Below are 25,375 nucleotides of genomic sequence, written 5' to 3'. Positions count from 1 at the left end.
TAAGCCTCGGTTTGGTAAAGCCCGACGGCGCGCTATGCACGTCAGAAGCGCGCGCAATCGAGGCTGACATGAGCGAGACCACAGGATTCCTGACCCGGCCGGACGGGACCAAGCTGGCCTGGCGGCGGGTGGCGGGCGCCGGTCCCGCGGTGGTTTGGCTGGGCGGCTTCAAGTCCGACATGGCCGGAACCAAGGCCCAGGCCCTGGCCGACTGGGCGCTGGAGCGCGGCCGGGCCTATGTCCGGTTCGACTATTTCGGCCACGGCGAGTCCGAGGGCGACTTCGCCCAGGGCACGATCACCCGCTGGCGCGCCGACGCCCTGGCGGTGCTGGACGAGCTGGTCGAAGGGCCGGCGATCCTGGTCGGCTCGTCGATGGGCGGCTGGATCTCCTGCCTGGTCGCGGGCGCCGCGCCCGAGCGGGTCTCGGCGATGGTGCTGATCGCCCCGGCTCCCGACTTCACCGAGAAGCTGATGGCTCCGGAGATGACCCCCGCCGACCGCGCCCAGATGGAAGCGACCGGCGTCTGGCTGCGCCCTTCCGAGTACGGCGAGCCCTATCCGATCGCCCGTGAGCTGATCGAGGACGGCGCGCGCTGGTCGATCCTGCCTGGCCCGGTCAACATCGACGTCCCGGTGCGCGTCCTGCAGGGCGGCGAGGACCCCGACGTGCCTTGGCGCCACGCGCTGGAGCTGGCCCAGGCGATCCGCGGTCACGACGTGGTCTTTAGCCTGATCAAGGACGGCGACCACCGCCTTTCGCGACCGCAGGATCTCGCCCGCCTGATCGCCGCGCTCGAAGATCTCGGGTGAGGCTAAGAGACTATAGTTGCTCCCCTTCTGGGGGAGCTGTCAGCCGAATGGTTGACTGAGGGGGACTTTGACTACGATCGGTCGTCCCCCTCCGTCTCGTCGCTGAAGCGACGATCCACCTCCCCCGTGAGGGGAGGAACTAGAGGGTCAGCCCCCCGCCGCTAGAACCGCCGCCAGGCCCTCGCGATAGGTCGGGTAGGCCGGCCGCCAGCCGAGCTCGGCCTTGGCGAGGGCGTTCGAGACCCGCTTGGTCTCGGTGTAGAAACGCTGCGCCTGCGGGGCCATCGCCTCGATGTCCAGCGGCCGCTCGGCGGGCGGCTCAATGCCCAGCAGCTGCGCGGCGTGGGCGATCACCGTGCTGTTGGGCGCCGGCTCGTCGTCGCAGAGATTGTAGACGCCGCCGGCCCGCGGCCGGGCGATTGAGGCCTCCAGCCCCGCCGCCAGGTCCTCGACGTGGATGCGGCTGAACACGTGGCTGGGCGCGGCGTAGCGCACCGCGCGGCCCTCGCGCAGCCGGTCGAAGGCCGAGCGACCGGGACCGTAGATGCCGGGCAGCCGATGGATGGTGACCGTCAGGCCCATGCCGCGCCCGACCTCCAGCCAGTCGCGCTCGGCCGCGACCCGCCGCGCGCCCTCGGGCGAATGCGCCGCCAGCCGGCTGCCTTCGAACACCCAGCCGCCGCGTCGGTCGCCATAGACCCCGGTGGTGGAGAGGTAGCCGATCCAGTCCGGAAACGCCCCGGCCTTGGCCAGGGCCGGAACCAGAACCTGCAGCGCCGGGCAGCCCTCCGGCCCCGGCGGCGGCGTGACCAGCAGCGCCTGGACGTCGGCCAGTCGCGCCGCGACCGCCTCCTTGTCCTCGGCTGGAACCGGATCGACGCCTGCCGCGCGCATGGCCTCGGCGGCCTCGGGGGTGCGATAGGTGGCGCTGACCTCCCAGCCCTTGGCCATCAGCCGCCGGGCCAGGGCCTGGCCGGCGAACCCGAAGCCATAGACGAAGAGGCGCATCGCCGCGTCCTAGAGCAGTTCCGCGATCGCCCGGCGCGCGGCGTCGGCGAACTCGGGACGTTGCAGGGCGAAGGCGATGTTGGCCTTCAGCAGGCCGATCTTGTCGCCGCAGTCGAAGGTGGTCCCCTCGTATTCCAAGGCGTGGAAGTCCTGGGCCCTCATCAGCTCGATCATCGAGTCGGTGAGCTGGATCTCGCCGCCCGCGCCCTTTCCCTGCCGCTCCAGCAGCGGGAAGATCTCAGGCTGCAGGATGTAGCGGCCGGAGATGATCAGGTTCGAGGGCGCCGATCCTTGCGGCGGCTTCTCGACCATCGCCGTCATCCGGTTCAGCCGGCCCTCGCGCCCGTCCAGGGCGACGATGCCGTACTTGTGGGTCTCGCTGTCGGGCACCGGCTCGACCACCACGATGTTGCCGCCGACCTGCTCATAGGCGGCCACCGCCTGCGCCAGGGCCGGGGTCTGCGCCGACATCAGCATGTCGGGCAAGATCACCGCGAACGGCTCGTCGCCGATGATGTCCTTGGCGCACCAGACAGCGTGGCCCAGCCCCAGCGGCGAGACCTGGCGCACGAAGCTGGTCATGCCGGGCGGCAGCATGTCCCGGCGCACCTGCGCCAGCAGCTCGGTCCGGCCCTTCTCCTCCAGAGCGCTCTCGATCTCCGGCGCGCCGTCGAAATAGTCCTCGATCGCGCCCTGGCCGCGGCCGGTGATGAAGATCAGGTGCTCGATCCCGGCGGCCCGCGCTTCCTCGACCACATAGGACAGGATCGGGCGGTCGAAGACGTTCAATAGGTTCTTGGGGGTCGCGCGGGCGACCGGCAGCACACGGGTGCCCAGACCCGCCACCGGCAACACCGCCTTGCGCACGCGTTTGCTCATGCAACCCTCCCGTACATTCCCCGACTAGACGACGGGATGCGCGAAATCCACCGTTCCGCACAGGTGATTCCGTATTGGTCTAAAGCCCAAGCGGGGTTTCCAGCCTGTTTCGTCGGCGGTCTTCGGAACTCACGAGGCCGTGAACGGTTCAGGGCGCGCCACCTATTCTTCTCGAGAAGGGCATCCCATGAAACTTCGCACCATCACCGCCTTGGCGACGGTCTCCGCGCTGTCGCTGACCATGGCCGCTTGCGGCAAAAAGGCGGAAGAGGCGACCCCGGCCGCCGACACCGCGGCCGACACCACGACCGTCCCGTCCGACACCATGGGGGCCACGCCGGGCACGAACGCCATGGCCACCACCCAGCCGACCGAGCCGCCGACCGCCACCGGTTCGATGATGTCCTCGACGCCGCCGGCGACCGGTTCGATGGCCGCCACCCCGCCGCCGGTCGATGCTCCGGCCGCGCCGGCGACGACGCCGCCGGCCAAGTAGGCCGCTACTCGACGGTCACCGACTTGGCCAGGTTGCGCGGCTGATCGACATCCGCGCCCTTCTGGACGGCCACGTAATAGGCCAGCAGCTGGATGGGCGCGGAGAAGACCAGCGGCGCGATCAGCGGATCGCAGGTCGGGGCCACGATGACCTTGGCGCCCTTGGGCGCATGGCGCGCGCCCTCGGCGTCGGTGATCAGCAGGATCGGGCCGCCGCGGGCCATGACCTCGCTCATGTTCGACATGGTCTTCTCGAACAGCGCGTCGGATGGCGCGATGACGATGACCGGCGTGGCCTCGTCGATCAGCGCGATCGGGCCGTGCTTCAGTTCCCCGGCGGCATAGCCCTCTGCGTGGATGTAGCTGATTTCCTTGAGCTTCAGAGCGCCTTCCAGCGCCAACGCCGACATCGCGCCGCGGCCGAAGTAGAGCACGTCCCGGGCCTTGGCCAGTTCCGGCGCCAGGGCGCGGATCGCCTCTTCGCACTTGATCGACTCGGCGATCAGGCGCGGAGCCTCCAGCAGCAGCTTTGACAGCCGCGCCTCTTCGGCGGCGTCGATATGCCCGCGCGCGGCGGCCGCCGCCACGGCCAGGGCCGCCAGGGCGGTGACCTGGGCGGTGAACGCCTTGGTCGAGGCGACGCCGATCTCCGGACCCGCATGGGTCGGGAACAGCACGTCGGCCTCGCGGGCCATGGTCGATTCATGGACGTTGACCACTGCGGCGGTCTTCAGCCCCTGCGCCTTGCACCAGCGCAGCGCCGCCAGGGTGTCGGCAGTCTCGCCGGACTGCGAAACCACGATCGCCAGGGTGGCCGCCGTGACCGGCGGCTCGCGATATCGGAACTCCGAGGCCACATCGATGTCCACCGGCAGGCGCGCCAGGCGCTCGAACAGGTAGCGGCTGATCAGGCCGGCGTAATAGGCGGTGCCGCAGGCGACGATCTGCAGCCGATCGATCTTGGTGAAATCGATCCCGCCGGGCGCGGAAGCCTTGCCGGAGACCGGGTCCAGATAGGCCGACAGCGTGCGCTGCACCGCGTCCGGCTGGTCATGGATCTCCTTTTCCATGAAGTGCCGGTAGTTGCCCTTCTCGACCAGGGCGGCGGAGGCGGAGACCACCTGCAGCTTGCGGATAGCGGGCTCGCCGTTCTCGTCGAAAATGCGGGCGCCGGCATGGTCGATGGCGACGTAGTCGCCCTCTTCCAGGTAGGCGATCTTGTTGGTGAAGGGACCGACCGCCAGGGCGTCCGATCCGATGAACATCTCGCCGTCGCCGTAGCCGACCACCAGCGGGCTGCCGCGGCGGGCGCCCATCACCAGGTTCTCTTCGCCCTCGATCAGCACGCCGAGCGCATAGGCGCCGGTCAGCCGGTCCAGGGTGACCTTCAACGCCGCCAGCGGCTCCAGGCCGGTGGCCAGCTCGGAATCCAGCAGCTGGGCGATGACCTCGGTGTCGGTCTCGCTCTCGAAGACGCGGCCGGCGGCTTCCAGCTCGCGGCGCAGTTCGGCGAAGTTCTCGATGATGCCGTTGTGCACCAGCGTCACCTTGCCGGCCTTGTGCGGGTGGGCGTTGCGCTCGGATGGCCCGCCGTGGGTCGCCCAGCGGGTGTGGCCGATCCCGACCGTGGCGTTCAGCGGATCGGCCGCCAGCACGTCCTCGAGCGCGCGGATCTTGCCTTTGGCCCGGCGGCGTTCGACCCTGCCGTCGACCACGCCGGCGACGCCGGCGCTGTCATAGCCCCGATACTCAAGCCGCTTAAGGCTGTCGATCAGACGGTCCTGGACCCCGGTCTTCCCGACGATGCCGATGATGCCGCACATGCCCGCGCAGTTCCTTTTGCCGTTCTAAGGCGTGATAATCCTGCGCCGCCTTTAGCATTCGCAAACGCGGCGTCGACTAAATCTGAGTTTCGTATCGTTTCGGGAACACGAATGACCAAACGCGCCTACTTTGGGACCGACGGCATCCGCGGCCTGGCCAACAGCCATCCGATGACCGCCGAGGTCGCCCTGCGGGTCGGCCTGGCCGCCGGCAAGCTGTTCATGTCCCAGGACGAGCGCCGCCACTTGGTGGTGATCGGCAAGGACACCCGGCTCTCCGGCTACATGGTCGAACCGGCCTTGGTCGCCGGTTTTGCCAGCGTCGGCATGGACGTGCGCCTGCTGGGCCCTATGCCAACCCCGGGCGTGGCCATGATGACCCGTTCCCTGCGCGCCGATCTCGGCGTGATGATCTCGGCCTCGCATAACCCTTATACCGACAATGGCATCAAGCTGTTCGGCCCGGACGGCTACAAGCTGTCGGACGAGCGCGAGCTTGAGATCGAGGCGTTCATGGACGCCGGCCTGGCCGAAGGTCTGGCCGCGCCGACCGAGCTCGGCCGCGTCGCCCGCGTCGACGACAGCCAGGCCCGCTATGTCGAGATCGCCAAGGCGACATTCCCCCGCCGCCTGTCGCTGGCCGGCCTGCGCATCGTCATCGATTGCGCCAACGGCGCGGCCTACAAGGTCGCCCCGGTGGTGCTCTACGAACTGGGCGCCGAGGTCATCAAGATCGGGGTCAATCCCGACGGCACCAACATCAACGAGGACTGCGGTTCGACCCATCCCGAGGCGATCGCCCGGGCGGTGAAGGAATTCCGCGCCGACGTCGGCATCGCGCTGGACGGCGACGCCGACCGCCTGGTGATCTGCGATGAGAAGGGTCACGTGGTCGACGGCGACCAGATCATGGCTCTGATCGCCGACTACTGGGCTAAGCGCGAACGCCTGCAGGGCGGCGGCGTAGTGGCGACGGTGATGTCGAACCTCGGCCTCGAACGCTTCCTGGCCGCCCGCAACCTGAAGCTCGAACGCACCCAGGTCGGCGACCGCTACGTCATGGCCCGCATGCGCGAAGGGGGCTTCAACCTCGGCGGCGAACAGTCCGGCCACATGATCCTGTCCGACTTCTCGACCACGGGCGACGGCCTGCTGGCCGCACTGCAGGTGCTGGCGGTCCTCAAGGATTCCGACAAGCCGATGAGCGAGCTGGCCCGCCAATTCGAGCCTGTGCCGCAACTGCTCGAGAACGTCCGCTTCGCCGGCGGCAAGCCGCTGGAGACAGACGCCGTGAAGGGCGTGATTGCCGCCGCCGAGCAGCGCCTGAACGGTACGGGCCGCATCGTGGTCCGGGCCTCCGGCACCGAGCCGCTGATCCGGGTCATGGCCGAGGGCGACGACGAGAAGCTGGTCAGCCAGGTGGTCAAGGAGATCGTCGGCGCGGTGAAGAAGGCGGCGGCCTGATGGGCGACCTGGCCGCCTTCATCCGCGGCCTGCCCAAGGCCGAACTGCACCTGCACATCGAGGGCAGCCTCGAGCCCGAGCAGATGTTCGAGTTCGCCCAGCGCAACGGCGTGAAGCTGCCCTTCGCCAGCGTCGAAGAGGTGCGCGCCGCCTACGCCTTCTCCAACCTGCAGGACTTCCTGGACATCTACTACCAGGGCGCCCAGGTGCTGCTGACCAAGGCCGACTTTCACGACCTGGCCATGGCCTATTTCCGGCGGGTCGCCGCAGACGGCGCGCGCCATGCGGAGATCTTCTTCGATCCCCAGACCCACACCGATCGCGGCGTGCCGTTCGCGGTCGTCGCCGAGGGCCTGTTCTCGGCCATGGACCAGGCCGAGCAGGAGCTGGGCCTGACCTCCAAGTTGATCCTCTGCTTCCTGCGCCACCTCTCCCAAGAGGCCGCCTTCGAAACCCTGGAGCAGGCGGGCCCCTATCTCGACCGCATCGTCGGGGTCGGCCTGGACTCCTCGGAAGTCGGCCATCCACCGTCCAAGTTCGCCGGTGTCTTCGCCGCCGCCCGCAAGCTCGGCCTCAAGGTGGTCGCCCATGCCGGCGAGGAGGGGCCGCCCGACTACGTCTACCAGGCGCTCGACATGCTGGAGGTCGACCGCATCGACCACGGCAACCGCTCGCTGGAAGACGACGCCCTGACCGAGCGGCTTGTGCGCCAGGGCATGACCCTGACCGTCTGCCCGCTCTCGAACCTCAAGCTCTGCGTAGTGGACGACCTGACGGCGCACCCGCTCAAGCAGATGCTCGGCCTTGGCCTGCGCGCCACGGTCAATTCCGACGACCCGGCCTATTTCGGCGGCTACCTGGCCCAGAACTGGATCGAGACCGCCCAGGCGCTCGGCCTGACCCGCGACGAGCTGGTCACCCTGGCCCGCAACAGCTTCACCGGCTCGTTCCTCGCCCCCGACGAGATCGCCGCCCACCTGGCGCAGATCGACGCCTACGTGGCGGCGAACTGACCCCTAGTTGCTCCCCCACTGGGGGAGCTGTCAGCCGAATGGCTGACTGAGGGGGCTTGCTGACTCAGCTGTCCCACTCCGTCGCGCTTCGCGCCGGGGGAGGAACTGATCAAGCCTTCAGCGCCAGCAGCGCGAAGGTCGCCAGCCAGTGCTCGCCCATATAGTCGCCGGCCACGTGCTCCAGTCCTGAGGCCAGGTGCTCGTCCGCCGAGGCCAACACCACCCGCCGGGCCGGGTCGTTCAGGGCCAGCGACTTGGCGATCGAGCGCCAGCACCAGGCGCGCGACAGGTTCAGGCCGTCGAGGTGGGCGATCTTGCCGTCGCTGCGGTCGCTGACGGTGGCGGGGGTGAACAGCGTCGCCGGCTGACGCTCGGCCGCGTTCGGCAGGAACCTGGAAAACCACAGCCGAAAATCTGCCGATGGCAGCAGCCGTCTCATGCACTCGGCTTCCACCAAAGTCGGGGACAGGAAGTCGTCGCCGCTCGGCTCCCAGGCCTGGGCGCCGGCGTCGCCGAGGTACCAGCCGCGGGCCGTGGTTTCGATCAATTGGGCCAGTTCGCGGTCACCGACCTGCGCGGCGTATTCGCTGGCCAGGGCGAGCGCAAAGGCCGTGCTGGAATGGGTTCCGGTGCGGATCGGATAGGTCGCTTTGGGCAGGAAGGCCTTGAACCGATCGGCGAAGGCGCGGGCCAGCGGGCGCAAGGTTGCGCCCCATTCGGCGTCTTCGTGGCGCTCCAGTTCGGCCCCCAACATCAGCAGCCAGGCCCATCCGTAGGGGCGCTCGAAACCGCCGCTGGTCGGCCGCGCCAGATAGGCCAACTCGCCGGCGACCTTCTCGGGCGTGATCATCTCGTTGAACAGGCTGCGGATTTCGCCAGCGGCAGGCAGGTCGGCGACCTGCCGGAGCAGGGTCGCCAGCAGCCAGTAGCCGTGCACGCAGGAGTGCCAGTCGAAGCTGCCGTGGAAGATCGGATGCAGCACCCGCGGCGGCAGAACGTCCGCGTCGCCGGCCAGCACCTGGTCCAGCTTGTACGGGTACGGCTTGGTTACGTGGCCAAGGGCGAGCCGCGCGAACTGCTCGCCAAGCTCTTGATTGAGCTCAGAAACGGAAGACGAGGACATACATCAGCACCGTGTTGGCGAGCAGCAGCAGGATGGCGGTCGGGACCTGAGCCCGGATCACGCCGTTGCGGTCCTTGAGCTCCAGCAGCGCCGCCGGGACGATGTTGAAGTTGGCCGCCATCGGCGTCATCAGCGTCCCGCAGAACCCCGACAGCATGCCGATCGCCCCCATGATCGCCGGATCTCCGCCAAACCTTTGAACGATAAGCGGAAGCCCGATCCCGGCGGTCATCACTGGGAACGCCGCGAACGCATTGCCCATGATCATCGTGAAGATCGCCATCCCGAAAGTATAGGCCGCCACCGCCGCCAGCTGACTGCCGTCGGGCAGCCATTGGCTGGCGATCTGGCCGATCGCGGTCCCGACCCCGGCGGCGGCGAACACCGCGCCCAGGGCCGCCAGCATCTGCGGCAGCACCGCCGCCCAGCCGACGGTGTCCAGCAGTCGCCGGCCCTCCTGCAGTGGCGCGGCGGGTTTGGCGCGCAGCATCGGCATGGCGATCGCCAGGGCCACGAACACGCCCAGGATCAGGGAAACCAGCGTCGCCTGCTTGGGATCGACCAGGCCGGCCAGCTCCGGTCGCTTGAAGGCGAAGGTGCCCAGCAGCGCCGTGGCCGGGATCGCCAGGGCCGGCAGGAACAGGCGGTTGCCGAGCCGCTCGGCGCTCTCGGCGCGTTCGGCCGGAGTGGTGGTGACCGGCTCGCCGCGGCCTAGTCCGCCGAAGCCGGCGACCATCACCATGGCGATGACCACCAGGCCGTTGGCCAGGTCCGGAAGGTGCGAGCCGAACAGGAAGCTGACTGCGAACAGGCCCCAGAAGGCGGTGTTCTTCCAGCGTTTGGGATTGCTGGCGTCGCGGGCGCTGAGCACGGCGATGGCTGCGAAGAACGCGCCGCCGATGACGTAGAGAACCTCCAGCCCGATCATGAGCGGGCCTCGGCCAGGGTGCGGGCCAGCCGGCGATCCAGCAGCATCAGCCGGGTACCGTGCACCAGCAGGGCGATGATCGCCGTCGGGATCGCCCAGACAGAAAGCTGCAGCGGCTCGACGAGGATTCCGTTCTGCTCGAGGAAGCCCTTGATCAGCAGGATCGAGGCGATGGCGATGAAGATGTCCTCGCCGAAGAACAGGGCGATGTTGTCGGCGGCGGCGGTGTGAGCGCGGATCAGTTGGCGGGTCTGGTCGGGCAGGGGGCCGTGATGGGTCTCGGCGGCGGCCTCGGCCATCGGCGCGATCAGCGGCCGGACCATCTGGGCGTGGCCGCCGAGCGAGGTCAGGCCAAGCGCCGCTGTGATCTGGCGCAGCACGAAATAGAGCAGCAGCAGGCGCCCGGTGGTCGCCGAACGCACCCTCGAGATCAGGGTTTTAGCGCGCTCCTGCAGGCCGGCCCGTTCCAGCAGACCGATGACCGGCAGCACGACCCAGACCACGCTGACATAGCGGTTTTCCTTGAACGCCTTGCCGAAGGTCTCGACGACCTCGACTGGACCAAGGCCGCCGGCCACCCCGGTCACCAGCGCGGCGACGGTGACCACCAGAAGCGGATTGAGGCGGGCCATGAAGCCCACAACGACAACGGCGATGCCGATCAGCGAAAGCAAGCTCTAGGGCCCCCTTGGTTCCGGCGCCGACGGGCGCGGAAGCGGCGAACTCTAGCCATGTCCGCAAGCGCTGCAATTGCGCAAAGCGCGGCGCCTCGAGAACTTATCCACAGTGAAGGTGGTGCTGGGATCAAACTCTTTTCTTGCGCGTATTTATTGTAAGAGGCCGCAGGACTTTGCAGACGGGTAAATTCGTGTCAGCCTCTTGTTGACCATGTCGCTCGACCGGCGTGGATCGATAAAAAGTCTGGGAGCGAAACATGCCACGGAACGTCGCCTTCGGGGGCGTCTCGCGGGGCACTGCTCGGGGTCTGACCTCGATCGCCTGCCTCGCCTTTGTCGCCGTCCTAGCCATTGCCTTCTGGGCGGGCGCGCTCTGGATCGGCAACACCTTGATCCACATCCTGACGGGCTGACGTTCAGCGCCTAGACCCTTTCCGATTCAGGTGGGATCACCTGAATCGGACAAAAAAGGGTCTATCTTCAATAGCTAGAGCGTGACGGTCGATTCAACCGGCTTCCACTTGAAGCTGTCACGCTCTGGGTAAGGCGTTGCGCTTGCGGATGATGGAGAACTTCAGGCTGGACGCGGCCACCGCGTCGCACAGCGGCCAGAAGTCCTGGAGGATGCGCACTTCCGCGCCCGCTTCGATCACGGCGTCGATGAGATTGGTCCGCGCCTGCTCCTCCGTCGGACGCACCGTTTCCCTTGAGATCCAATAGCCGGCTTCCGGCAGCGCAAGGCTGAAGGTTTCCGGCGGCAATTCATAGAGCCGAAGGGCGCAGGCCCGCACCCGGTCGAGCCAGGCCGCCTCGAACGCCACCACCTTCTCGGCGCCGGCCAGGAAGCGCGCGGCGTCTTCGGCCGTGGTCTGCGGCCCCGCCCGGAAGGTGATCCGAGGGCAATCGCGAGGCAGCAGGAAGTTGACGAGATGATCCTCGTCCACCGCGAACACGCAGTCGCCGACGATTCCGGCGTCCGGAGAGGGAGGCGGGCGCGGAACGAAGCGCTCGATGCCGGCCTCTTCGCTCACGTGGAAGAGGCGCGGCGTCGGCATCGCTCAGGCGCGGCCGATTGAGGCGTACTTGAAGCCGCGGCTGCGCACCTCTTCAGGGCGGTAGATGTTGCGCAGGTCGACCAGCACCGGGGCCTTCATCAGCAGCTTCACGCGGTCGAGGTCGAGGGCGCGGAACTGGTCCCACTCGGTGATGATCACCAGCACGTCGGCGCCGGCCGCCGCCTCGTAGGGGTCGGCCTTGAAGTCGACGTCGCGCAGCAGTTGGCGCGCCTCGTGGGTCCCTTCCGGATCGAAGGCCTGCACTTGCGCGCCCATGGCCTGCAGGGCCGGCACGATGTCCAGGCTCGGCGCATCGCGCATGTCGTCGGTGTTGGGCTTGAAGGTCAGGCCCAGCACGCCGACCGTCTTGCCGGCCAGATCACCGGTCAGGGCGTCGGAGACCTTGGCGGCCATGGCCTTCTTGCGGCTGTCGTTCACCTGGACGGTGGTCTCGATCAGCCGCACCGGCGATCCGGCGTCGGTTGCGGTGCGCACCAGGGCCAAGGTGTCCTTCGGGAAGCAGGAGCCGCCGTAGCCGGGGCCGGCGTGCAGGAACTTGCCGCCGATCCGCTTGTCCAGGCCGATGCCGCGCGCGACCTGCTGAACATCGGCGCCGACCGCTTCGCAGAGATCGGCCATCTCGTTGATGAAGGTGATCTTCATGGCGAGGAACGCGTTGGCCGCGTACTTGATCAACTCGCTGGTCCGCCGGCCCGTGAACACGATCGGCGTCTCGTTGAGGTACAGCGGCCGGTAGAGCTCGGTCATCACCGGGCGGGCGCGCTCGTCCTCGATGCCGACGACCACGCGGTCGGGCCGCTTGAAGTCCTCGATCGCCGCGCCTTCGCGCAGGAACTCCGGATTGGAGACCACGGCGAACTGGGCGTCCGGCCGCTTGGCCTTGATGATCCGCTCGATCTCATCGCCGGTGCCGACCGGAACCGTCGACTTGGTGACGATGATGGTGAAGCCGTCGATCTGGCCGGCGATCTCCTCGGCCGCCGCGTAGACGTAGGAGAGGTCGGCATGGCCGTCGCCGCGCCGCGACGGCGTGCCCACCGCGATGAACACCGCGTCGGCCTTCTTCACGGCTTCAGCCGCCTCGGTGTCGAAGAACAACCGCCCGGCCTTCACGTTCTGGGCGACGAGATTCTCCAGGCCGGGCTCATAGATCGGGATGCCGCCGGCGCGCAGGCGCTCGATCTTGCTGGCGTCCTTGTCGATGCAGGTCACGGTGTGCCCGAAGTCGGCGAAGCAGGCCCCGCTCACCAGGCCCACATAGCCGGTGCCGATCATCGTGACGTGCATGGGGTATCCTTACGAACGGTTCGCGTCCCGCCTTTCACCACGCCGCGCGCGCGCGGGCAATTGCGGCGGGAGGGCCGTCGCCGACCCGAATCAGACTTCCTGATTGTAGGCGCCGATTTGTGGCCATTTGGCCAAACGCGGCTTCACCTCTTCGCGGAACAGGGCGCGCATGTCGGCTTCCGACTGCGTGCTCTCCACGACCACCACGATCTCGGGCTTGTTGGACGAGGCGCGGACCAGCACCCACGAGCCGTCCTCCAACGCCACGCGCACGCCGTTGACCGTGATCACCTCGACGATCTTGCGGCCAAGGATGGTCCCGCCGGCCTTGGCCAGGGCCTCGTACTCGGCGACCACCTCGTCGACTACGCCGTACTTCTCCTCGTCGGGGCAGTGCGGCGACATGGTCAGGGACGTGTAGGCGATCGGCAGCGCCGCCTTCAGCTCCGAGAGCTTCTTGTCGGGATTGCGGTCCAGCATGGCCAGCACCGCCGCCGCCGCGGTCAGGCCGCAGTCGTAGCCCAGGCCGATCGGGTCGTTGAAGAAGAAGTGGCCGCTCTTCTCGAACCCGGCCAGAGCGCCCAGCTCGGCGGTCTTGCGCTTGATGTAGGAGTGGCCGGTCTTCCAGTAGACGGTCTTGGCGCCGTTGGCCTTCAGCACCGGATCGGTGGCGAACAGGCCGGTCGACTTCACGTCGACGACAAAGGTGGCGTCCTTGTGCAGGGCCGAGAGGTCGCGGGCCAGCATCAGGCCGATCTTGTCGGCGAAGATCTCCTCGCCGGTGTCGTCCACCACCCCGCAGCGGTCGCCGTCGCCGTCGAAGCCGAGCGCCAGGTCCGCGCCATGCTCCCGGACGGCCTTGGCCATCTCCTTGAGCATTTCGTGGTCTTCGGGGTTGGGGTTGTAGCGCGGGAAGTTCCAGTCGAGATCGCAGTCCATCTCGACCACCTCGACGCCCATCCGGCGCAGCGCCTCGGGCGCGAAGGCCCCGGCCGTGCCGTTGCCGCAGGCGCAGACCACCTTCAGCGGCCGCTTGATCGCCACGCGGGCGGAGACGTCGGCGATGTAGGTCTCGGCGAAACCCTGCACATGGGTCAGCGACCCGCCGGCCCGGACCACGCCCTGGCCGCCGAGCACGATCTCCTTGAGCCGCCCCATTTCCACGGGGCCGAAGGTCAGCGGGCGCTGGGCCCCCATCTTCACGCCGGTCCAGCCGTTCTCGTTGTGGCTGGCGGTGACCATGGCGACGCACGGGGCGTCGAGCGCGAACTGCGCGAAATAGGCGACCGGCGACAGGGCCAGGCCGATGTCGATCACCTCGCACCCGGCCGACAGCAGGCCCACGGTCAGCGCCTGTTTGATCGACAGCGAATAGGAGCGGTAGTCATGCCCGACCACGATCTTGGTCTGGCCGAGTTCCTGGATGTAGGTCCCAAGGCCCAGGCCGAGCACCTCGACGCCCAGCAGGTTGATCTCCGGCCCGAACAGCCAGCGCGCGTCGTATTCGCGAAAGCCGGTCGCCTTCACCAGCGGGGCGACCTCGTATTCCAAGGTGTTGGGCGTGAGGTCGGCGCGCGGGGTGGGCAGCATCGTAACTCCGTTATCTCTACGCGTAGGCCACTCTTAAAAGCCGACGACCCTTAAGGCCATCCGAACGCGCGTGACCGACAGACGTTCGTCAAACGCCGGCGCGCACCAGGTCGTGCACCCGCAGAATTCCCACCGGCTTGCCGTCCGACACCACGAACAGCACCGTGACCATGGGCAGCGGATCGCTCATCAGCGCCAGGGCCTCGGCGGCCAGCATCTGCGGCGGCGCGGTCTTCTTCGGGCCAGGGGTCATCACTTCGCCGGCGCTGTGGGTCAGCAACCCATCGAGGTGCCGGCGCAGGTCGCCGTCGGTGATCACGCCCCTCAGCGCGCCGCTGGCGTCGGTGACGCCGATGATGCCGAACGCCTTCTCCGTCATGATCAGCAGGGCCTCGGACATCGGGGTGTCCATGCCGACCAGCGGCAGTTCGTCGGCCCCGTGCATCAGGTCGCCGACCGTGCGCAGCATGGCGCCCAGCTTGCCGCCGGGATGGAAGATCTTGAAGTCCTTCGCCGTGAAGCCGCGGCGCTCCAGCAGCGACACCGCCAGCGCGTCGCCGAGCGCGATCTGCAAGGTGGTCGAGGTGGTCGGGGCCTTGACCTCGGAGGTCACCTCCGGCGCGTCGGCCAGCAGCAGCACCACGTCGGCCGCCTGGCCGAGCGGGCTTTCGGTCGAGCCGGTCACCGCGATCAGCGGAATATGGAAGCGGCGCGAATAGGCGATCACGTCGGCCAGCTCTGAGTTCTGGCCCGACTTCGACAGCGCCAGGATCACGTCGCCGTCGGCGATCATGCCCAGGTCGCCGTGGCTGGCCTCGTTGGCGTGCACGAAGAAGGCCGGCGCGCCGGTCGAGGCGAAGGTCGCGGCGATCTTCTTGGCCACGTGCCCGGACTTGCCGATCCCGGTCAGGATGACCCGGCCCTTGGCGTTGTAGAGCAGGTCGACCGCCTCGGCGAAGGCCTCGCCCAGGGTGTCGGCCTGCAGCCGCAGGGCGTCGGCCTCGGCGCTCAGCACGCGGCGGCCCACGGCGACCGCGTCGAATTGGATGGTGGCTGCGTCGGTCATTTTGTCGGGCTGAGCTTCTGGGTCTGGATGTCGGCGACAGCCTCGCGCGCGGCCTTCAGGCGCGCCTCGGAGGCTTCGGTCTCGCGCTTCATGGCGGCCTGCACCTTTGCGGTCTGCTGTACGGGGGTGTGGCCGAACGGACCCGGCGAGCGCGAGCCAAGGCCCTGGGGCCAGACGGCGCCCAGCGCCACCAGGGCCAGGAACAGCGCGGCGATCAGCGGAAAGAACAGGCGATCGGACATGATCTGCTCATATAGCCAGCGCCGCCCTCCGGAGCCAGCGGACCTTGACGCTCGCGCCCCCGGGCCTTAGCCCGCAGGCAACCTGCAGTCGGAGCGTCGCGCCTTGCCCACCCTGATCCTTCTTCGTCACGGCCAGAGCCAGTGGAACCTCGAAGACCGCTTCACCGGCTGGGTCGACGTCGATCTGACCGCCGAGGGCGAAGCTCAGGCCCGCAAGGGCGGGGAGCTGATCAAGGCCGCCGGCCTGCAGATCGACCGCGCCTACACCTCGGTGCTGACCCGGGCGATCCGCACCCTCTGGCTGGCGCTCACCTCGGCCGGCCAGGTGTTCGTGCCGGAGACCAAGGACTGGCGCCTGAACGAGCGCCACTACGGCGGGCTCACCGGGCTCAACAAGACCGAGACCGCCGCTAAGCACGGCGACGACCAGGTGAAGGTCTGGCGGCGCTCCTACGACGTGCCGCCGCCGCCGCTGGCCCCAGGCGGCGAGTTCGACTTCGCCAAGGACCGCCGCTACGCCGGCGCCGTCCTGCCCGACACCGAAAGCCTGAAGACCACGCTCGAGCGGGTGCAGCCCTATTGGGACGCCGAGATCGCGCCGCACCTCAAGTCAGGTGAGACCCTCCTGGTTGCGGCCCACGGCAACTCTCTACGGGCGATTGTGAAGCTGCTCTACGGCCTCTCCGACGAGGCGATCATCGGTGTCGAAATCCCCACCGGAAATCCGCTGCTGATCGAGCTCGACGCTAACCTTAAGCCGGTGTCCGGGCGCTACCTCGACGAGGCCCGTGCGACCGCCCTGCCCAAGGCGGCATGAGCGTCCAGGCCGATCGCGAATACATGCGGCGCGCCATTGCGGCGGCGCGCGCGCACCTCGGCCTGACCTTGCCCAATCCCAGCGTCGGCTGTGTGCTGGTCAAGGACGGCGTGGTGGTCGGCGAAGCGGTGACCGGCAAGGGCGGCCGCCCGCACGCCGAAGAGCAAGCTATTGAGCAGGCTGGAGAAAATGCGCGTGGCGCGATCGCCTACGTGACGCTCGAACCCTGCGGCGCGCGCTCCACCGGGACGGCCTCGTGCTCCGAGCGGCTGGTCGCAGCGCAGGTCGCCGAGGTGGTCATCGCCTGCGAGGACGCCTCGCCCTTTGCAGCCGGCCAGGGCGCGGAGCGCCTACGCGCCGCCAGGGTGCCGGTGCGGCTCGGCGTGCTCGCCGACGAGGCCGCGTTCCTCTACGCCGACTACGTTCCGCCCGGAAATTAACGACGCTCAAACGAACCCGCGGAAAGGGCGCGTTAATCGCGTCCGGCTTAGATTCGACGCCGAAATCAGTGGGGTTATCTATGTCCGCCCAGACCGCTCCAACCCAGGAGTTGCGCAAGCTCGATCAGCACGAGCTCGACGCCGTCTGCGCCAAGCATGACCGCCTCTGGACGTCCAAGCCCGGCGGCGCGCGCGCCGTGTTCGCCTGGAAGGACCTGTCGGGGCTGGACCTGCGCAACAAGAATCTCTGCGACGCCGACCTGACCGGCGCGGTGCTCGCCAACTGCCAGATGCAGGGCGTGCGCCTCGACCACGCCAACCTGTTCGGGGCCGACCTCCAGAACGCCAATTTGACCGACGCCTCGCTGCGCCGCGCCGACCTGCGGGGCGCTTGCCTGCGGGGCGCCAACCTGACCGCCGCCGACATGTTCGAAGCCGACCTGCGCGAGGGCTCGATCGCGGTCGGCGATCGCGACAAGGGCCTGCGGGTCCTGGAACACATCAACCGGGTCGGCGAAGCCTCGGGGGCGATCCTCGCCGGCGCCAACCTCGAGCGCTCGCGCCTGTCTGGCGTGATGGCGATCAAGGCCGACTTCAGCGACGCGATCCTCAAGGACGCCAAGCTGGTGCGCGCCAACCTCAAGCAGGCCAACATGTCCGGCGCCAATATGGCCGGCTGCGACCTCTCGGGCGCGGACCTGGCCGGCGCCGACATGCGCGACGTCATCCTCGTGGGCGCTAAGACCTTCGCCTGGAACGTCACCCAGGCCGACATGCGCGGCGTGCTGACCGACGATCCGGTCGGCAAGTCGGTGCAGGACCTGCCCTACAAGACGATGATCCGCGACCATGCGAAGTGGTGCGAGACCGGCGGCGCCGAGGGCACGCCCAGCGTCTTCGACAACGCCGACCTGCGGGCGCTGGAAACCATCCGAGGCTTCAACCTGACCGCCCTGTCGGCCAAGGGCGCGGTGTTCTACGGCCTCGACATGGAGGGCGTGCAGCTTCAGGGCGCCCAGCTCGACGGCGCGGACCTGCGCAACTGCAACCTCCGCCGCGCCGACCTGCGCGGCGCGCGGCTGATCGGCGCCAAGCTGTCGGGCGCGGACCTGCGCGACGCCCAGATGGGCCCGCTGCTGCTGGGCGCCGACCGCACCCTGCCCAGCAACCTGACCGGCGCGGTGCTCAAGAACGCCGACCTGGCGCGCGCCGACTGCCGTCACGCGATCTTCGTCGAAGCCGACCTCAGCCGCGCCAACTTCACCAGCGCCATGGTCCGAGGCGCCAACCTGACCAACGCCCAGAAGTGGGGGGCGCGCGGTCTCGACGACGTGATCTGATCGGGCGTGGGCTGACGTCTGGGCAAGCGCCTATCGTGGGGCTTCGACCCAGGAGGCCCTGCCATGTCGACCGTCAGCGTTGAAGTCCGCGACCGTACAGCGATCGTCACCATCGAGCGCCCTGAGCGCCGCAACGCCGTCGACGGCGAGACGGCCACCGCGCTCTATCAGGCCTTCAAGACCTTCGACGCCGACGAGGCGCTGGACGTCGCCGTCCTGCAGGGGCGCGGCGGGACCTTCTGCGCCGGAGCTGACCTCAAGGGCGTCAGCGAGGGGCGCGGCAATCCGGTGCACAGGGAGGGCGACCTCGGCCCGATGGGCTGCACCCGCCTGGCGCTGAGCAAGCCGGTGATCGCTGCGGTCGAGGGGCATGCCGTCGCCGGCGGGCTGGAGGTCGCGGCCTGGTGCGACCTGCGAGTGGCTGCCGAGGGCGCGGTGTTCGGCGTCTTCTGCCGCCGGTTCGGCGTGCCGCTGATCGACCTGGGCACGGTACGCCTGCCACGGCTGATCGGCCACTCCCGGGCCATGGACCTGATCCTCACCGGCCGCCCGGTCGATGCGGCCGAGGCCTACGCCATCGGACTGGCCAATCGGCTGGCGCCGCAAGGCCGGGCGCTGGAGGCGGCGCTGCAGCTCGCCGCCCAGATCTCAGCCTTTCCGCAGACCTGCCTTCGCAATGACCGCGCCTCGGCCATCGGCCAGTGGTCGTTGGACTGGGACGCGGCCACCGCTCGCGAGATCGAGCTCGGCCGCGCCACCCTGGCCAGCGGCGAGGCCCAGGCCGGCGCCAACCGCTTCGTGGCCGGTCAGGGCCGCGGCGGAGCCTTCTGACCTACCAGTCCTCCTTGCCGTTGACGTGCTCGACCGGCACGGCGGCCAGGTCGAAGTCGTCGAACAGGCGAGCGTTCACCCCGATCTTCGGATGCTCGTAGTCGGGTTTGTAGTCGACCCAGCTCGGGCTCTCGCCATAGGTCGTGCAGCCGCAGATTCCGCAGAAGTGATGCTGACCGAAATAGCCGCCCCACTGATAGGTGGAGACCCGGTCGCGGGCGGTGGTCAGCTTGAATTGCTCAGGCGTGTAGTACGCCCACAGCCCGCCGCGCTTGGAGCAGTATGAGCAGTTGCAGCTGGTGACGCTCGCTGGCGGCTCGGTCACTTCGAACTGCGTGGCGCCGCAATGGCAGCTTCCCTTCAGGGCCATGATTTTTCTCCGCGCTGTGATTGCGGGAGAGAACGCCCAGTCTGCTGTCAACATGCTGTCAGCAGCCGGCGCGTAGCGGCTGCGGGCGCGCTATGGTAGAGCTTGCGAATGGTTCGGGTCTCAGCTTTGAACTGCGCGCGCTTGCTTGTGACGGCGTCGATCCTAACGGCTGCTGCGGCGCTGTGGCTGACCGGGCGGCCCTTCGCTTTCCCGCTCGATGACGCCTACATCACCTTGCACAACGCCGAGGCGCTCTGGGCGGGGTGGGACGCGAACTATCAGACATCACCGCTGACCGGCGCCACGAGCCTCGTCCACCTGGCGATGGTCGCCCTTGCGACGCGCGTTCTGCCGGGCGTCGCTGGCGGTTTCCTTGTGGCCACACTAGGCGTCCTTGCCTACGGCCTGGCGTTGCTGCAACTCGCCAACCGAGCCGCTATCTCCTGGCCGATGCGCGCCGGTGTGGTTTTCGTCGGCCTGGCCGCCAACTACATCCCGTTCCAGTTGTTCAACGGCCTGGAGACCGCTTGGGCGATGGCGGCCGTCACCGCCGCGATCCTGATGGCGACCGCCGAACGGCCGAGCCGGTGGCTGGCGGTCCTGTGCGGCCTGATGCCGTTCCTGCGACCGGAGCTGGCCGCGCTCGCCGGCCCGCTGATGCTGCTCCAGGCATGGCGGCGCGGTTCGGATGTGCGCGCCACCCTGCTCGATTGGGCCGCCTTTGCCGCCGCCGCCGCCCCCTGGCTGGCGTGGTCCTGGCTCGCGATCGGCCAACTGTCGCCCGGCACCCTCGGCGCCAAAGTCGCCTTCTTCGCCGACGCGCCAAAGGCGCCTTTCGTTAAGGCGGCCACGGCCTTTGGACACCTAGTCACGGCCCTCGGCGCCTTGGGGCTAGGGCTGCTTTGCATCCGGCGCGACAAGGTCGGCTTAGCGCTTTTGGTCTTCCTCGTCGCCTTTGTGCTGGCCTTCACCCTGGCGCTGCCGTCCAGCCTCGCGCACAACTGGTGGCGCTATCCCTACGTCCTCGCGCCGATCGCGCTCTATGGCTACATGACGTTCGCCCAGCGGGGCGGGCTCCTGTCGAAAGCCGTCATCGTGGTGCTTGTCGCCTTTGCGGTCGCCACGCTTCCCAAGTCGATTGGCGGCATCGAGGACGGCCGCCGCCTGGTGCGCGAAGCCGATGCCGCGACCGCTTGGGCGTCCGGAAACCTGCCGGCCGGGACGCCGGTCCTGGTGCATGACGCCGGTGTCGCAGCCTTCAGGTCGCGGCTCAACCTCATCGATCTGGTCGGGCTCAAGACGCCCGCTTCCATCTCCGCGCATCAGCGCTGGACCCTGCCAAGCCAAGGGCGAGCGGTTGGCAAGGCGCTCGACGAAATCGCCCGCCAATCTGATGCCCGCTATTTTATAGACCGCTGCGACGATCCGTTCTGGTCCCGCCTATCGACCGCGCTGGCGGCCGAGGGCTGGACCTTGACCCCGGTGTACGGGGCGGATCGAGGCTATGCCGTCTACAGGCTGACCCCGCCGCGGATCGGATAGGCCCTATCGTCAAGCCGCCTCAAGCGCCCCGAAAAGCCGCCACGTCGGCATGCGGGGGGACGGTCACTGTCACCTCGTCTGTGTGGCTGAACTCAAGCCATTTGTCGTGGTCGGCGCCAGGCTGAGCGACGCCCCGACCAGCGTGACCGTCAGCAGCCTGCAAAAGAAAGGGCGGCGCCGGGGGAAGCGCCGCCCAGGGGACTGGGAGAGGGAGGGGTGGGGCGGCGCAGGTCGCTGCGCCGCCCCGGAAGAACGGAGGCCGCCTCGGGGGGAGGGTTAGGCGGCCTTCTCGCCTTCAATCAGCTCAGGTTGGGCCGAGGTGCTGATCTCGATCGTGCGGGGCTTCAGGGCCTCCGGCAGCTCGCGCTTGAGCGAGATCGAGAGCAGGCCGTCGGCGAGCTTGGCTTCGGTGACGATCACATAGTCGGCGAGCTGGAACCGGCGCTCGAAATTGCGCTCGGCCAGGCCGCGATGAAGGAACCGGCGCTGGTCGTCGTTGGCGGCCTTGCGGCCCTGGACGGTCAGGAGGTTTTCCTTGACCTCAATGTTCAGTTCTTCCGGCCGAAAGCCGGCGACCGCGATCTCGACGCGGTAGGCGTTCTCGTCGGTGCGCTCGATGTTGTACGGCGGATAGCCGGCCGCGGCGTCAACGCTGGCGGTTTCCAGCAGCGAGGCCAGGCGGTCGAAGCCGACGACAGAGCGATAGAGGGGGGAGAAGTCGATCGTGCGCATTGGAATTACCTTCTTGGCTTAAGCAAGGTTGCGTTGGGTCGGACGTCGCGCGAGCCAAGATCGGCCTCGCCCTGTGTCCGGAAGGCCCGGATGTCCAGCGCCTTCGAGTGCTTAGGTGGGACGTCGTTTCGTCCGTTCAAGATCACCGTTGAACGACAATTCCACCGAGCGGCCGCGTTGAATTCTCAACCCGCTTGCCAGCAGCGCTTGCACCTCTAGGGTTCGCCTCGCCCAGGAACAAATCGAGAGGCCTCGTCAGAGATGTCCCCCCACAAGCTTGCCCTTGCCGCCGCCTTCGCGTCGGTCGCCGTCCTCGCCCAACCCGCCGCGGCCGCGGACGATGCTGCTTTGAAGACCGCTATCGCCGGTCCGCAGCGAGGCGCCGATCACGTCGCCCGCGACGGCGCGCGCCATCCCTACGAGACGCTGGCGTTCTGGGGTGTGAAGCCCAAGCAGACGATCGTCGAGATTTCGCCGGGCACCGGCTATTGGACCGAGATCCTGGCGCCCTACGCCAAGGCGACCGGCGGAACCTACGTGGCCGGCGTCGCCGACACCGCCAACCCCAAGCTCTCGGAAGGCGCCCGCAAGGCGCGTGCCGACTTCGAGGCCAAGTACGCCGACCAGGCCAAGTACGGGAAGATCGTCTATGCGGGCTTTGGCCCGGTTTCGGCTCCGCTCGGCGCGCCGGGCTCGGCCGACGTCGTCATCACCGCTCGCAACGTCCACAACTGGATGGGCCAGCCGGGCCTGCTCGACAAGGTGTTCAAGGACTTCCACGACGTGCTGAAGCCCGGCGGCGTGCTGGCGGTCGAGGAGCATCGCTCCGATCCGACCCGGGATCAGCTTCCGGGCGCTTCGGACGGCTATGTGGCGACCGACTTCGTGATCGCCGCGGCCGAGAAGGCCGGCTTTAAGCTGGCCGCCAAGTCCGAGATCAACGCCAATCCGAAGGACACCAAGGATCACCCGTTCGGCGTCTGGACCCTGCCGCCGGTGCGTCGATCGGCGGCCGCCGGCCAGCCTGCGGACGCGAGCTTCGATCGCACGAAGTACGAGGCGATTGGGGAAAGCGACCGCATGACGCTGCGTTTCGTGAAACAATAGGGCCATGCTTTGACCATCGTCCCGGGTCAGCCTAGCCAACCTGGGACGGTGGTGACTTCAGGATCCGTATGCGGCGCTCACTCTCGACTTCGATGAACTCGTTCTCGCGCCGTGGCCTGATGCTCGGAGCGCTGGCTCTGGCGGCTTGCGGCAAAAAGGGCGAGGCCCAGCCCAAGCCCGCGCCGAACAAGGCCAAGGCCGGCATGACGCTGCCGGAGGCAGTGGCCGGCGAGTGGCGTTCGCCCGCCGACAAGGCCCGCGATCCCTGGCGTCATCCGGTCGAGACCCTTGAGTTCTGGGGTCTCAAGCCGGGACAGTCGGTGGTCGAATTCTGGCCGGGCGCCGGCTGGTACACCGACATCCTCGCCCCCTACCTCGCCGCCAACAAAGGCAAGCTGATCGCCGCCAATCTCGAGCCGGCCGATCCGGCGTCCACCGAGATCGTCGAAGCCTATCGCGCCAGGCTGAAGGCCAAGCCGAAGATCTATGGCGACGTGGAGATCGCGGCGTTCGGCGCCACCAGCGGGCCGGTCGCGCCGGCCGGCAGCGCCGACCTCGTGCTCTTCCTCCGCAACCTGCACAACTGGATGGCGGCCGGCACCGCCGAGAAGGCGTTCCGCGACGCCTATGCGGCCCTGAAGCCGGGCGGCGTCCTCGGGATCGAGGAGCACCGCGCGCCGGCCGGCGGCGTGCAGGACGTGCTGGCGCCCGACGGCTATGTGCAGGAAGCCTATGTGGTGCGCATGGCCCAGGAGGCCGGCTTCGTCCTCGACAAGGCCAGCGAGATCAACGCCAACCCCAAGGACACCAAAGACCATCCGTTCGGCGTCTGGACGTTGCCGCCGGTGCGGCTCACCTCGCCGCGTGGCGAGCCGGCCGATCCGAAGTTCGACCGCGCGCCCTACGATGCGATCGGCGAAAGCGACCGCATGACCCTGCGGTTCGTGAAGCCCGCCAGCTAGAGCGTGACAGCTTCAAGTGGATGCCGGTTGAAGCGACCGTCACGCTCTAAATTTTTGAAGATAGACCCTTTTTCTCCGGTTCAGGCGTCTCACCTGAACCGGAAAGAGTCTAGAGCTGGGTCTTGTAGCTCTCGATGATCGCCTCATCGCTGACCTGCGGCTTGCCCATGTTCAGCTGGTCCATGACCATTTCGGCGCCGGAGGGCAGGGCGCTGCGCTCGACCTGAGCCTCCGGGTCCCACAGCCGCGCGCGCATGATCGCCTTTGGGCAGTGGAAGTAGGCCTCTTCGACCGAGACCATGATCACCAGCCGCGGCGTCTTCCCGAACTCCACGAATTGGGCCAGCAGTTCGGCGTCGTCGGTGGCCGATGTGCGGCCGTTGACCCGGTACACATCGTCGAAGCCGGGGATCATGAACATCATGCCGATCCGGCCCGGGCCGCTCAGCAGGTTGCGGATGTTGTCGAGCCGGTTGTTCCCCGGGCGGTCAGGCAGGAACAGGGTCTTGCCGTCCTCGCTGACGTGCACGAAGCCCGGTTCGCCGCCGCGCGGCGATACGTCCATGGCGCCCTCGGGACCGGCGGAGCTGATCACGCAAAACGGCGAGAGAGCGATGAAGGCGCGGCCGTGCCGGTCCACCTGGCAAAGCGATTTGTCGAGCACCAGCTTGCCCGGCGGCTTGTACAGGCGCTCGAGGTCGCCCAGTTCCAGGGTCTTCATCCAATACCTCCCAGGTTCGCTCTTGCGAATTAATCGCAATATTGCCCTTGAAGCACACCGCTGTCACGCCGAGATGAACAGGTTGCGCGAAGGCCGGTCAGGTTGCAGTCAGGTCCAGCCCGCTAGATGGTCGCGAACGCAATGCGCAGAAAGTCCCTCATGTCCCTCATGTTCCGCAATTTCGCTCTCGTGCTGATCCCCGCCGGCCTGCTGCTGGCTGTTCCGGCGTCGGCTCAGGAACAGACCATCCTGCCGGGCTATTGGGACGTGACCAACAAGGTCGCGGCCATTGTCAGCCAGTCCAAGACCGAACGGCGCTGCATCACGCCGAGCGAGGTCTCCAAGTTCGTGATGGGACCCTCGAACCGGCACTACAAGTGCGACTACCCCACCCGGGTGTTCAAGAACGGCAAGATCACCCTCAAGGGCAGCTGCGCCACCAAGAATGGCAGCAAGGCTGCGATCGAGGCGACCGGCACCTATTCGCCGACCACGTTCAACATGGTGGCCAACATCAGCACGACCTACGGCGGCGTGCCTCTGAGCGCCAAGGCCACGACCACCGCCAAGCGAATCTCCGAGACCTGTCCGGAGACGCCTGCTGATTGAGGTGGCGCCAAGCGGGCCCTGCGACGAAATCGCCGCTCAAACTATGGCTGAGCCGTTTACTTGGCTCGCGCTTGAGGCGAAGCTGCCTCTCACGGTGACGTGAGACGGGCGTATGACGAACCTTGAAGAACTAACGCAGAAGGTGGCCGAGGCGGTCGGTGGCGACTCCGGGCTCGGCAAGTCGTTCAAGGTCGACCTTCGCGGCGAGGGCTACATTCATATCGACGGCGCCACTGTGACCAACGAGGACAAGCCCGCCGACCTGACGGTCTCGGTCAGCCGGAAGGATCTGAAGGCGCTGGGCGCCGGTGACCTCAATCCGATGACCGCGGTGATCACCGGTCGTTTGAAGGTGTCTGACATGGGGCTAGCCATGTCGTTGCAGCCGCAGATGCAGGCGCTGTTCGCAAAGATGGCGTGA

28 protein-coding genes are annotated in these 25,375 nt (G+C 67.9%); 14 read left to right on the top strand and 14 right to left on the bottom strand.

From position 1 onward, the window contains the following. Positions 1 to 68 precede the first annotated feature (68 nt). Positions 69 to 812, top strand: a complete 744-nt coding sequence (locus AC1DQJ_RS02435) for an alpha/beta fold hydrolase (protein ID WP_477599912.1) — start codon at positions 69 to 71, stop codon at positions 810 to 812. Positions 813 to 959: 147 nt separating this feature from the next. Here the strand turns inward: AC1DQJ_RS02435 and AC1DQJ_RS02430 are convergent, their stop codons facing one another. Next, a complete protein-coding gene (locus AC1DQJ_RS02430; RefSeq protein ID WP_477599910.1) occupies positions 960 to 1,820 on the bottom strand; it encodes an SDR family oxidoreductase in 861 nt (286 codons plus the stop codon). A gap of 9 nt (positions 1,821 to 1,829) precedes the next feature. Continuing rightward, positions 1,830 to 2,699, bottom strand: coding sequence for a UTP--glucose-1-phosphate uridylyltransferase (locus AC1DQJ_RS02425; protein ID WP_477599909.1), 870 nt, complete (start codon positions 2,697 to 2,699; stop codon positions 1,830 to 1,832). A 187-nt stretch (positions 2,700 to 2,886) separates the two neighbouring features. On the opposite strand from AC1DQJ_RS02425, the gene AC1DQJ_RS02420 reads away from it, so the two are divergent. Then, entirely contained in the window at positions 2,887 to 3,195 is a 309-nt protein-coding gene (locus AC1DQJ_RS02420; RefSeq protein ID WP_477599907.1) for a hypothetical protein, read from the top strand. Positions 3,196 to 3,199: 4 nt separating this feature from the next. On the opposite strand, the gene glmS is transcribed toward AC1DQJ_RS02420, so the two are convergent. Beyond that, on the bottom strand, positions 3,200 to 5,017 hold the full coding sequence (gene glmS / locus AC1DQJ_RS02415; RefSeq protein WP_477599905.1) for a glutamine--fructose-6-phosphate transaminase (isomerizing): 1,818 nt from the start codon (positions 5,015 to 5,017) through the stop codon (positions 3,200 to 3,202). 111 nt (positions 5,018 to 5,128) lie between these two features. Between glmS and glmM the strand changes: the two genes are divergently transcribed. Further along, entirely contained in the window at positions 5,129 to 6,481 is a 1,353-nt protein-coding gene (glmM, locus tag AC1DQJ_RS02410) for a phosphoglucosamine mutase (RefSeq protein ID WP_477599903.1), read from the top strand. Beyond that, entirely contained in the window at positions 6,481 to 7,494 is a 1,014-nt protein-coding gene (locus AC1DQJ_RS02405; protein ID WP_477599901.1) for an adenosine deaminase, read from the top strand. Before glmM ends, AC1DQJ_RS02405 begins: the two co-directional genes overlap by 1 nt. A gap of 109 nt (positions 7,495 to 7,603) precedes the next feature. On the opposite strand, the gene AC1DQJ_RS02400 is transcribed toward AC1DQJ_RS02405, so the two are convergent. The 3 genes from AC1DQJ_RS02400 to AC1DQJ_RS02390 are packed head-to-tail and all read right to left on the bottom strand — an operon-like array spanning position 7,604 to position 10,219. Further along, positions 7,604 to 8,617 (bottom strand): DUF2891 domain-containing protein, encoded by a 1,014-nt coding sequence (locus AC1DQJ_RS02400; RefSeq protein WP_477599899.1) that lies wholly within the window; start codon positions 8,615 to 8,617, stop codon positions 7,604 to 7,606. Beyond that, the gene (locus AC1DQJ_RS02395; RefSeq protein ID WP_477599897.1) at positions 8,595 to 9,545 is read right to left on the bottom strand and encodes a DUF979 domain-containing protein; all 951 of its coding nucleotides are present in this window, start codon (positions 9,543 to 9,545) and stop codon (positions 8,595 to 8,597) included. The genes AC1DQJ_RS02400 and AC1DQJ_RS02395 overlap by 23 nt, the downstream gene beginning before the upstream one ends. After that, positions 9,542 to 10,219 carry a DUF969 domain-containing protein gene (locus AC1DQJ_RS02390; RefSeq protein ID WP_477599895.1) on the bottom strand — a complete coding sequence of 226 codons (678 nt, stop codon included), beginning with the start codon at positions 10,217 to 10,219 and terminating at the stop codon, positions 9,542 to 9,544. Before AC1DQJ_RS02390 ends, AC1DQJ_RS02395 begins: the two co-directional genes overlap by 4 nt. Positions 10,220 to 10,479: 260 nt before the next feature. Here AC1DQJ_RS02390 and AC1DQJ_RS02385 point away from each other — a divergent pair, with 260 nt between their 5' ends. Next, positions 10,480 to 10,635 (top strand): hypothetical protein, encoded by a 156-nt coding sequence (locus AC1DQJ_RS02385; RefSeq protein ID WP_477599893.1) that lies wholly within the window; start codon positions 10,480 to 10,482, stop codon positions 10,633 to 10,635. A gap of 117 nt (positions 10,636 to 10,752) precedes the next feature. Here AC1DQJ_RS02385 and AC1DQJ_RS02380 read toward each other — a convergent pair whose 3' ends face one another. The 5 genes from AC1DQJ_RS02380 to AC1DQJ_RS02360 all read right to left on the bottom strand — a co-directional run bounded on the left by AC1DQJ_RS02380 (position 10,753) and on the right by AC1DQJ_RS02360 (position 15,483). Next, positions 10,753 to 11,277, bottom strand: coding sequence for a DUF6886 family protein (locus tag AC1DQJ_RS02380; protein WP_477599891.1), 525 nt, complete (start codon positions 11,275 to 11,277; stop codon positions 10,753 to 10,755). Between the two features lie 3 nt (positions 11,278 to 11,280). Then, positions 11,281 to 12,585: a UDP-glucose dehydrogenase family protein gene (locus tag AC1DQJ_RS02375; RefSeq protein WP_477599889.1), complete on the bottom strand. Its 1,305-nt coding sequence runs from the start codon at positions 12,583 to 12,585 to the stop codon at positions 11,281 to 11,283. A gap of 90 nt (positions 12,586 to 12,675) precedes the next feature. Continuing rightward, positions 12,676 to 14,175: a phosphomannomutase/phosphoglucomutase gene (locus AC1DQJ_RS02370; protein ID WP_477599887.1), complete on the bottom strand. Its 1,500-nt coding sequence runs from the start codon at positions 14,173 to 14,175 to the stop codon at positions 12,676 to 12,678. 88 nt (positions 14,176 to 14,263) lie between these two features. Continuing rightward, positions 14,264 to 15,241: a KpsF/GutQ family sugar-phosphate isomerase gene (locus tag AC1DQJ_RS02365; RefSeq protein WP_477599885.1), complete on the bottom strand. Its 978-nt coding sequence runs from the start codon at positions 15,239 to 15,241 to the stop codon at positions 14,264 to 14,266. Next, complete coding sequence (locus tag AC1DQJ_RS02360) at positions 15,238 to 15,483, bottom strand: hypothetical protein (RefSeq protein ID WP_477599884.1); 246 nt, start codon at positions 15,481 to 15,483, stop codon at positions 15,238 to 15,240. The genes AC1DQJ_RS02365 and AC1DQJ_RS02360 overlap by 4 nt, the downstream gene beginning before the upstream one ends. A gap of 103 nt (positions 15,484 to 15,586) precedes the next feature. Here AC1DQJ_RS02360 and gpmA point away from each other — a divergent pair, with 103 nt between their 5' ends. The 4 genes from gpmA to AC1DQJ_RS02340 all read left to right on the top strand — a co-directional run bounded on the left by gpmA (position 15,587) and on the right by AC1DQJ_RS02340 (position 18,911). Beyond that, entirely contained in the window at positions 15,587 to 16,300 is a 714-nt protein-coding gene (gene gpmA / locus AC1DQJ_RS02355; protein ID WP_477599882.1) for a 2,3-diphosphoglycerate-dependent phosphoglycerate mutase, read from the top strand. Continuing rightward, the gene (locus AC1DQJ_RS02350; RefSeq protein ID WP_477599881.1) at positions 16,297 to 16,740 is read left to right on the top strand and encodes a bifunctional diaminohydroxyphosphoribosylaminopyrimidine deaminase/5-amino-6-(5-phosphoribosylamino)uracil reductase RibD; all 444 of its coding nucleotides are present in this window, start codon (positions 16,297 to 16,299) and stop codon (positions 16,738 to 16,740) included. Before gpmA ends, AC1DQJ_RS02350 begins: the two co-directional genes overlap by 4 nt. An 80-nt stretch (positions 16,741 to 16,820) precedes the next feature. Beyond that, positions 16,821 to 18,080: a pentapeptide repeat-containing protein gene (locus AC1DQJ_RS02345; RefSeq protein WP_477599879.1), complete on the top strand. Its 1,260-nt coding sequence runs from the start codon at positions 16,821 to 16,823 to the stop codon at positions 18,078 to 18,080. A gap of 63 nt (positions 18,081 to 18,143) precedes the next feature. Next, positions 18,144 to 18,911 carry a crotonase/enoyl-CoA hydratase family protein gene (locus tag AC1DQJ_RS02340; RefSeq protein WP_477599877.1) on the top strand — a complete coding sequence of 256 codons (768 nt, stop codon included), beginning with the start codon at positions 18,144 to 18,146 and terminating at the stop codon, positions 18,909 to 18,911. A gap of 1 nt (position 18,912) precedes the next feature. Here AC1DQJ_RS02340 and AC1DQJ_RS02335 read toward each other — a convergent pair whose 3' ends face one another. Beyond that, on the bottom strand, positions 18,913 to 19,281 hold the full coding sequence (locus AC1DQJ_RS02335; RefSeq protein WP_477599875.1) for a GFA family protein: 369 nt from the start codon (positions 19,279 to 19,281) through the stop codon (positions 18,913 to 18,915). Positions 19,282 to 19,515: 234 nt separating this feature from the next. Between AC1DQJ_RS02335 and AC1DQJ_RS02330 the strand changes: the two genes are divergently transcribed. Continuing rightward, positions 19,516 to 20,823 carry a hypothetical protein gene (locus tag AC1DQJ_RS02330; RefSeq protein WP_477599873.1) on the top strand — a complete coding sequence of 436 codons (1,308 nt, stop codon included), beginning with the start codon at positions 19,516 to 19,518 and terminating at the stop codon, positions 20,821 to 20,823. Between the two features lie 276 nt (positions 20,824 to 21,099). On the opposite strand, the gene AC1DQJ_RS02325 is transcribed toward AC1DQJ_RS02330, so the two are convergent. Next, positions 21,100 to 21,555 carry an Hsp20 family protein gene (locus tag AC1DQJ_RS02325; RefSeq protein ID WP_477599871.1) on the bottom strand — a complete coding sequence of 152 codons (456 nt, stop codon included), beginning with the start codon at positions 21,553 to 21,555 and terminating at the stop codon, positions 21,100 to 21,102. Positions 21,556 to 21,816: 261 nt separating this feature from the next. Here AC1DQJ_RS02325 and AC1DQJ_RS02320 point away from each other — a divergent pair, with 261 nt between their 5' ends. After that, positions 21,817 to 22,662 carry a class I SAM-dependent methyltransferase gene (locus AC1DQJ_RS02320; protein WP_477599869.1) on the top strand — a complete coding sequence of 282 codons (846 nt, stop codon included), beginning with the start codon at positions 21,817 to 21,819 and terminating at the stop codon, positions 22,660 to 22,662. 68 nt (positions 22,663 to 22,730) lie between these two features. Further along, entirely contained in the window at positions 22,731 to 23,624 is an 894-nt protein-coding gene (locus AC1DQJ_RS02315) for a class I SAM-dependent methyltransferase (RefSeq protein WP_477599867.1), read from the top strand. Between the two features lie 109 nt (positions 23,625 to 23,733). Here the strand turns inward: AC1DQJ_RS02315 and AC1DQJ_RS02310 are convergent, their stop codons facing one another. Further along, on the bottom strand, positions 23,734 to 24,345 hold the full coding sequence (locus AC1DQJ_RS02310; protein ID WP_477599865.1) for an MSMEG_1061 family FMN-dependent PPOX-type flavoprotein: 612 nt from the start codon (positions 24,343 to 24,345) through the stop codon (positions 23,734 to 23,736). Between the two features lie 159 nt (positions 24,346 to 24,504). Here AC1DQJ_RS02310 and AC1DQJ_RS02305 point away from each other — a divergent pair, with 159 nt between their 5' ends. Both AC1DQJ_RS02305 and AC1DQJ_RS02300 read left to right on the top strand, forming a co-directional pair. Next, a complete protein-coding gene (locus AC1DQJ_RS02305) occupies positions 24,505 to 24,954 on the top strand; it encodes a DUF3617 domain-containing protein (protein ID WP_477599863.1) in 450 nt (149 codons plus the stop codon). Positions 24,955 to 25,066: 112 nt separating this feature from the next. Then, positions 25,067 to 25,375: an SCP2 sterol-binding domain-containing protein gene (locus AC1DQJ_RS02300; RefSeq protein ID WP_477599861.1), complete on the top strand. Its 309-nt coding sequence runs from the start codon at positions 25,067 to 25,069 to the stop codon at positions 25,373 to 25,375.

This window comes from Phenylobacterium sp. P4_E10 (assembly GCF_056401675.1).
Note: the sequence above shows the minus strand (reverse complement) of the source record. Positions and strands in the feature narration are given on the sequence as shown.

Excerpts from the sequence above, each read along its gene's own strand:
- AC1DQJ_RS02370 (WP_477599887.1), bottom strand. The coding sequence starts at position 14,175 with ATGCTGCCCACCCCGCGCGCCGACCTCACGCCCAACACCTTGGAATAC.
- AC1DQJ_RS02365 (WP_477599885.1), bottom strand. The coding sequence starts at position 15,241 with ATGACCGACGCAGCCACCATCCAATTCGACGCGGTCGCCGTGGGCCGC.
- AC1DQJ_RS02350 (WP_477599881.1), top strand. The coding sequence starts at position 16,297 with ATGAGCGTCCAGGCCGATCGCGAATACATGCGGCGCGCCATTGCGGCG.
- AC1DQJ_RS02420 (WP_477599907.1), top strand. The coding sequence starts at position 2,887 with ATGAAACTTCGCACCATCACCGCCTTGGCGACGGTCTCCGCGCTGTCG.
- AC1DQJ_RS02345 (WP_477599879.1), top strand. The coding sequence starts at position 16,821 with ATGTCCGCCCAGACCGCTCCAACCCAGGAGTTGCGCAAGCTCGATCAG.
- AC1DQJ_RS02435 (WP_477599912.1), top strand. The coding sequence starts at position 69 with ATGAGCGAGACCACAGGATTCCTGACCCGGCCGGACGGGACCAAGCTG.
- AC1DQJ_RS02315 (WP_477599867.1), top strand. The coding sequence starts at position 22,731 with ATGCGGCGCTCACTCTCGACTTCGATGAACTCGTTCTCGCGCCGTGGC.
- AC1DQJ_RS02430 (WP_477599910.1), bottom strand. The coding sequence starts at position 1,820 with ATGCGCCTCTTCGTCTATGGCTTCGGGTTCGCCGGCCAGGCCCTGGCC.
- AC1DQJ_RS02320 (WP_477599869.1), top strand. The coding sequence starts at position 21,817 with ATGTCCCCCCACAAGCTTGCCCTTGCCGCCGCCTTCGCGTCGGTCGCC.
- AC1DQJ_RS02305 (WP_477599863.1), top strand. The coding sequence starts at position 24,505 with ATGTCCCTCATGTTCCGCAATTTCGCTCTCGTGCTGATCCCCGCCGGC.
- glmM (WP_477599903.1), top strand. The coding sequence starts at position 5,129 with ATGACCAAACGCGCCTACTTTGGGACCGACGGCATCCGCGGCCTGGCC.
- AC1DQJ_RS02385 (WP_477599893.1), top strand. The coding sequence starts at position 10,480 with ATGCCACGGAACGTCGCCTTCGGGGGCGTCTCGCGGGGCACTGCTCGG.
- AC1DQJ_RS02405 (WP_477599901.1), top strand. The coding sequence starts at position 6,481 with ATGGGCGACCTGGCCGCCTTCATCCGCGGCCTGCCCAAGGCCGAACTG.
- AC1DQJ_RS02325 (WP_477599871.1), bottom strand. The coding sequence starts at position 21,555 with ATGCGCACGATCGACTTCTCCCCCCTCTATCGCTCTGTCGTCGGCTTC.
- AC1DQJ_RS02375 (WP_477599889.1), bottom strand. The coding sequence starts at position 12,585 with ATGCACGTCACGATGATCGGCACCGGCTATGTGGGCCTGGTGAGCGGG.
- AC1DQJ_RS02360 (WP_477599884.1), bottom strand. The coding sequence starts at position 15,483 with ATGTCCGATCGCCTGTTCTTTCCGCTGATCGCCGCGCTGTTCCTGGCC.
- AC1DQJ_RS02335 (WP_477599875.1), bottom strand. The coding sequence starts at position 19,281 with ATGGCCCTGAAGGGAAGCTGCCATTGCGGCGCCACGCAGTTCGAAGTG.
- AC1DQJ_RS02400 (WP_477599899.1), bottom strand. The coding sequence starts at position 8,617 with ATGTCCTCGTCTTCCGTTTCTGAGCTCAATCAAGAGCTTGGCGAGCAG.
- AC1DQJ_RS02380 (WP_477599891.1), bottom strand. The coding sequence starts at position 11,277 with ATGCCGACGCCGCGCCTCTTCCACGTGAGCGAAGAGGCCGGCATCGAG.
- glmS (WP_477599905.1), bottom strand. The coding sequence starts at position 5,017 with ATGTGCGGCATCATCGGCATCGTCGGGAAGACCGGGGTCCAGGACCGT.
- AC1DQJ_RS02340 (WP_477599877.1), top strand. The coding sequence starts at position 18,144 with ATGTCGACCGTCAGCGTTGAAGTCCGCGACCGTACAGCGATCGTCACC.
- AC1DQJ_RS02300 (WP_477599861.1), top strand. The coding sequence starts at position 25,067 with ATGACGAACCTTGAAGAACTAACGCAGAAGGTGGCCGAGGCGGTCGGT.
- AC1DQJ_RS02425 (WP_477599909.1), bottom strand. The coding sequence starts at position 2,699 with ATGAGCAAACGCGTGCGCAAGGCGGTGTTGCCGGTGGCGGGTCTGGGC.
- AC1DQJ_RS02310 (WP_477599865.1), bottom strand. The coding sequence starts at position 24,345 with ATGAAGACCCTGGAACTGGGCGACCTCGAGCGCCTGTACAAGCCGCCG.
- AC1DQJ_RS02395 (WP_477599897.1), bottom strand. The coding sequence starts at position 9,545 with ATGATCGGGCTGGAGGTTCTCTACGTCATCGGCGGCGCGTTCTTCGCA.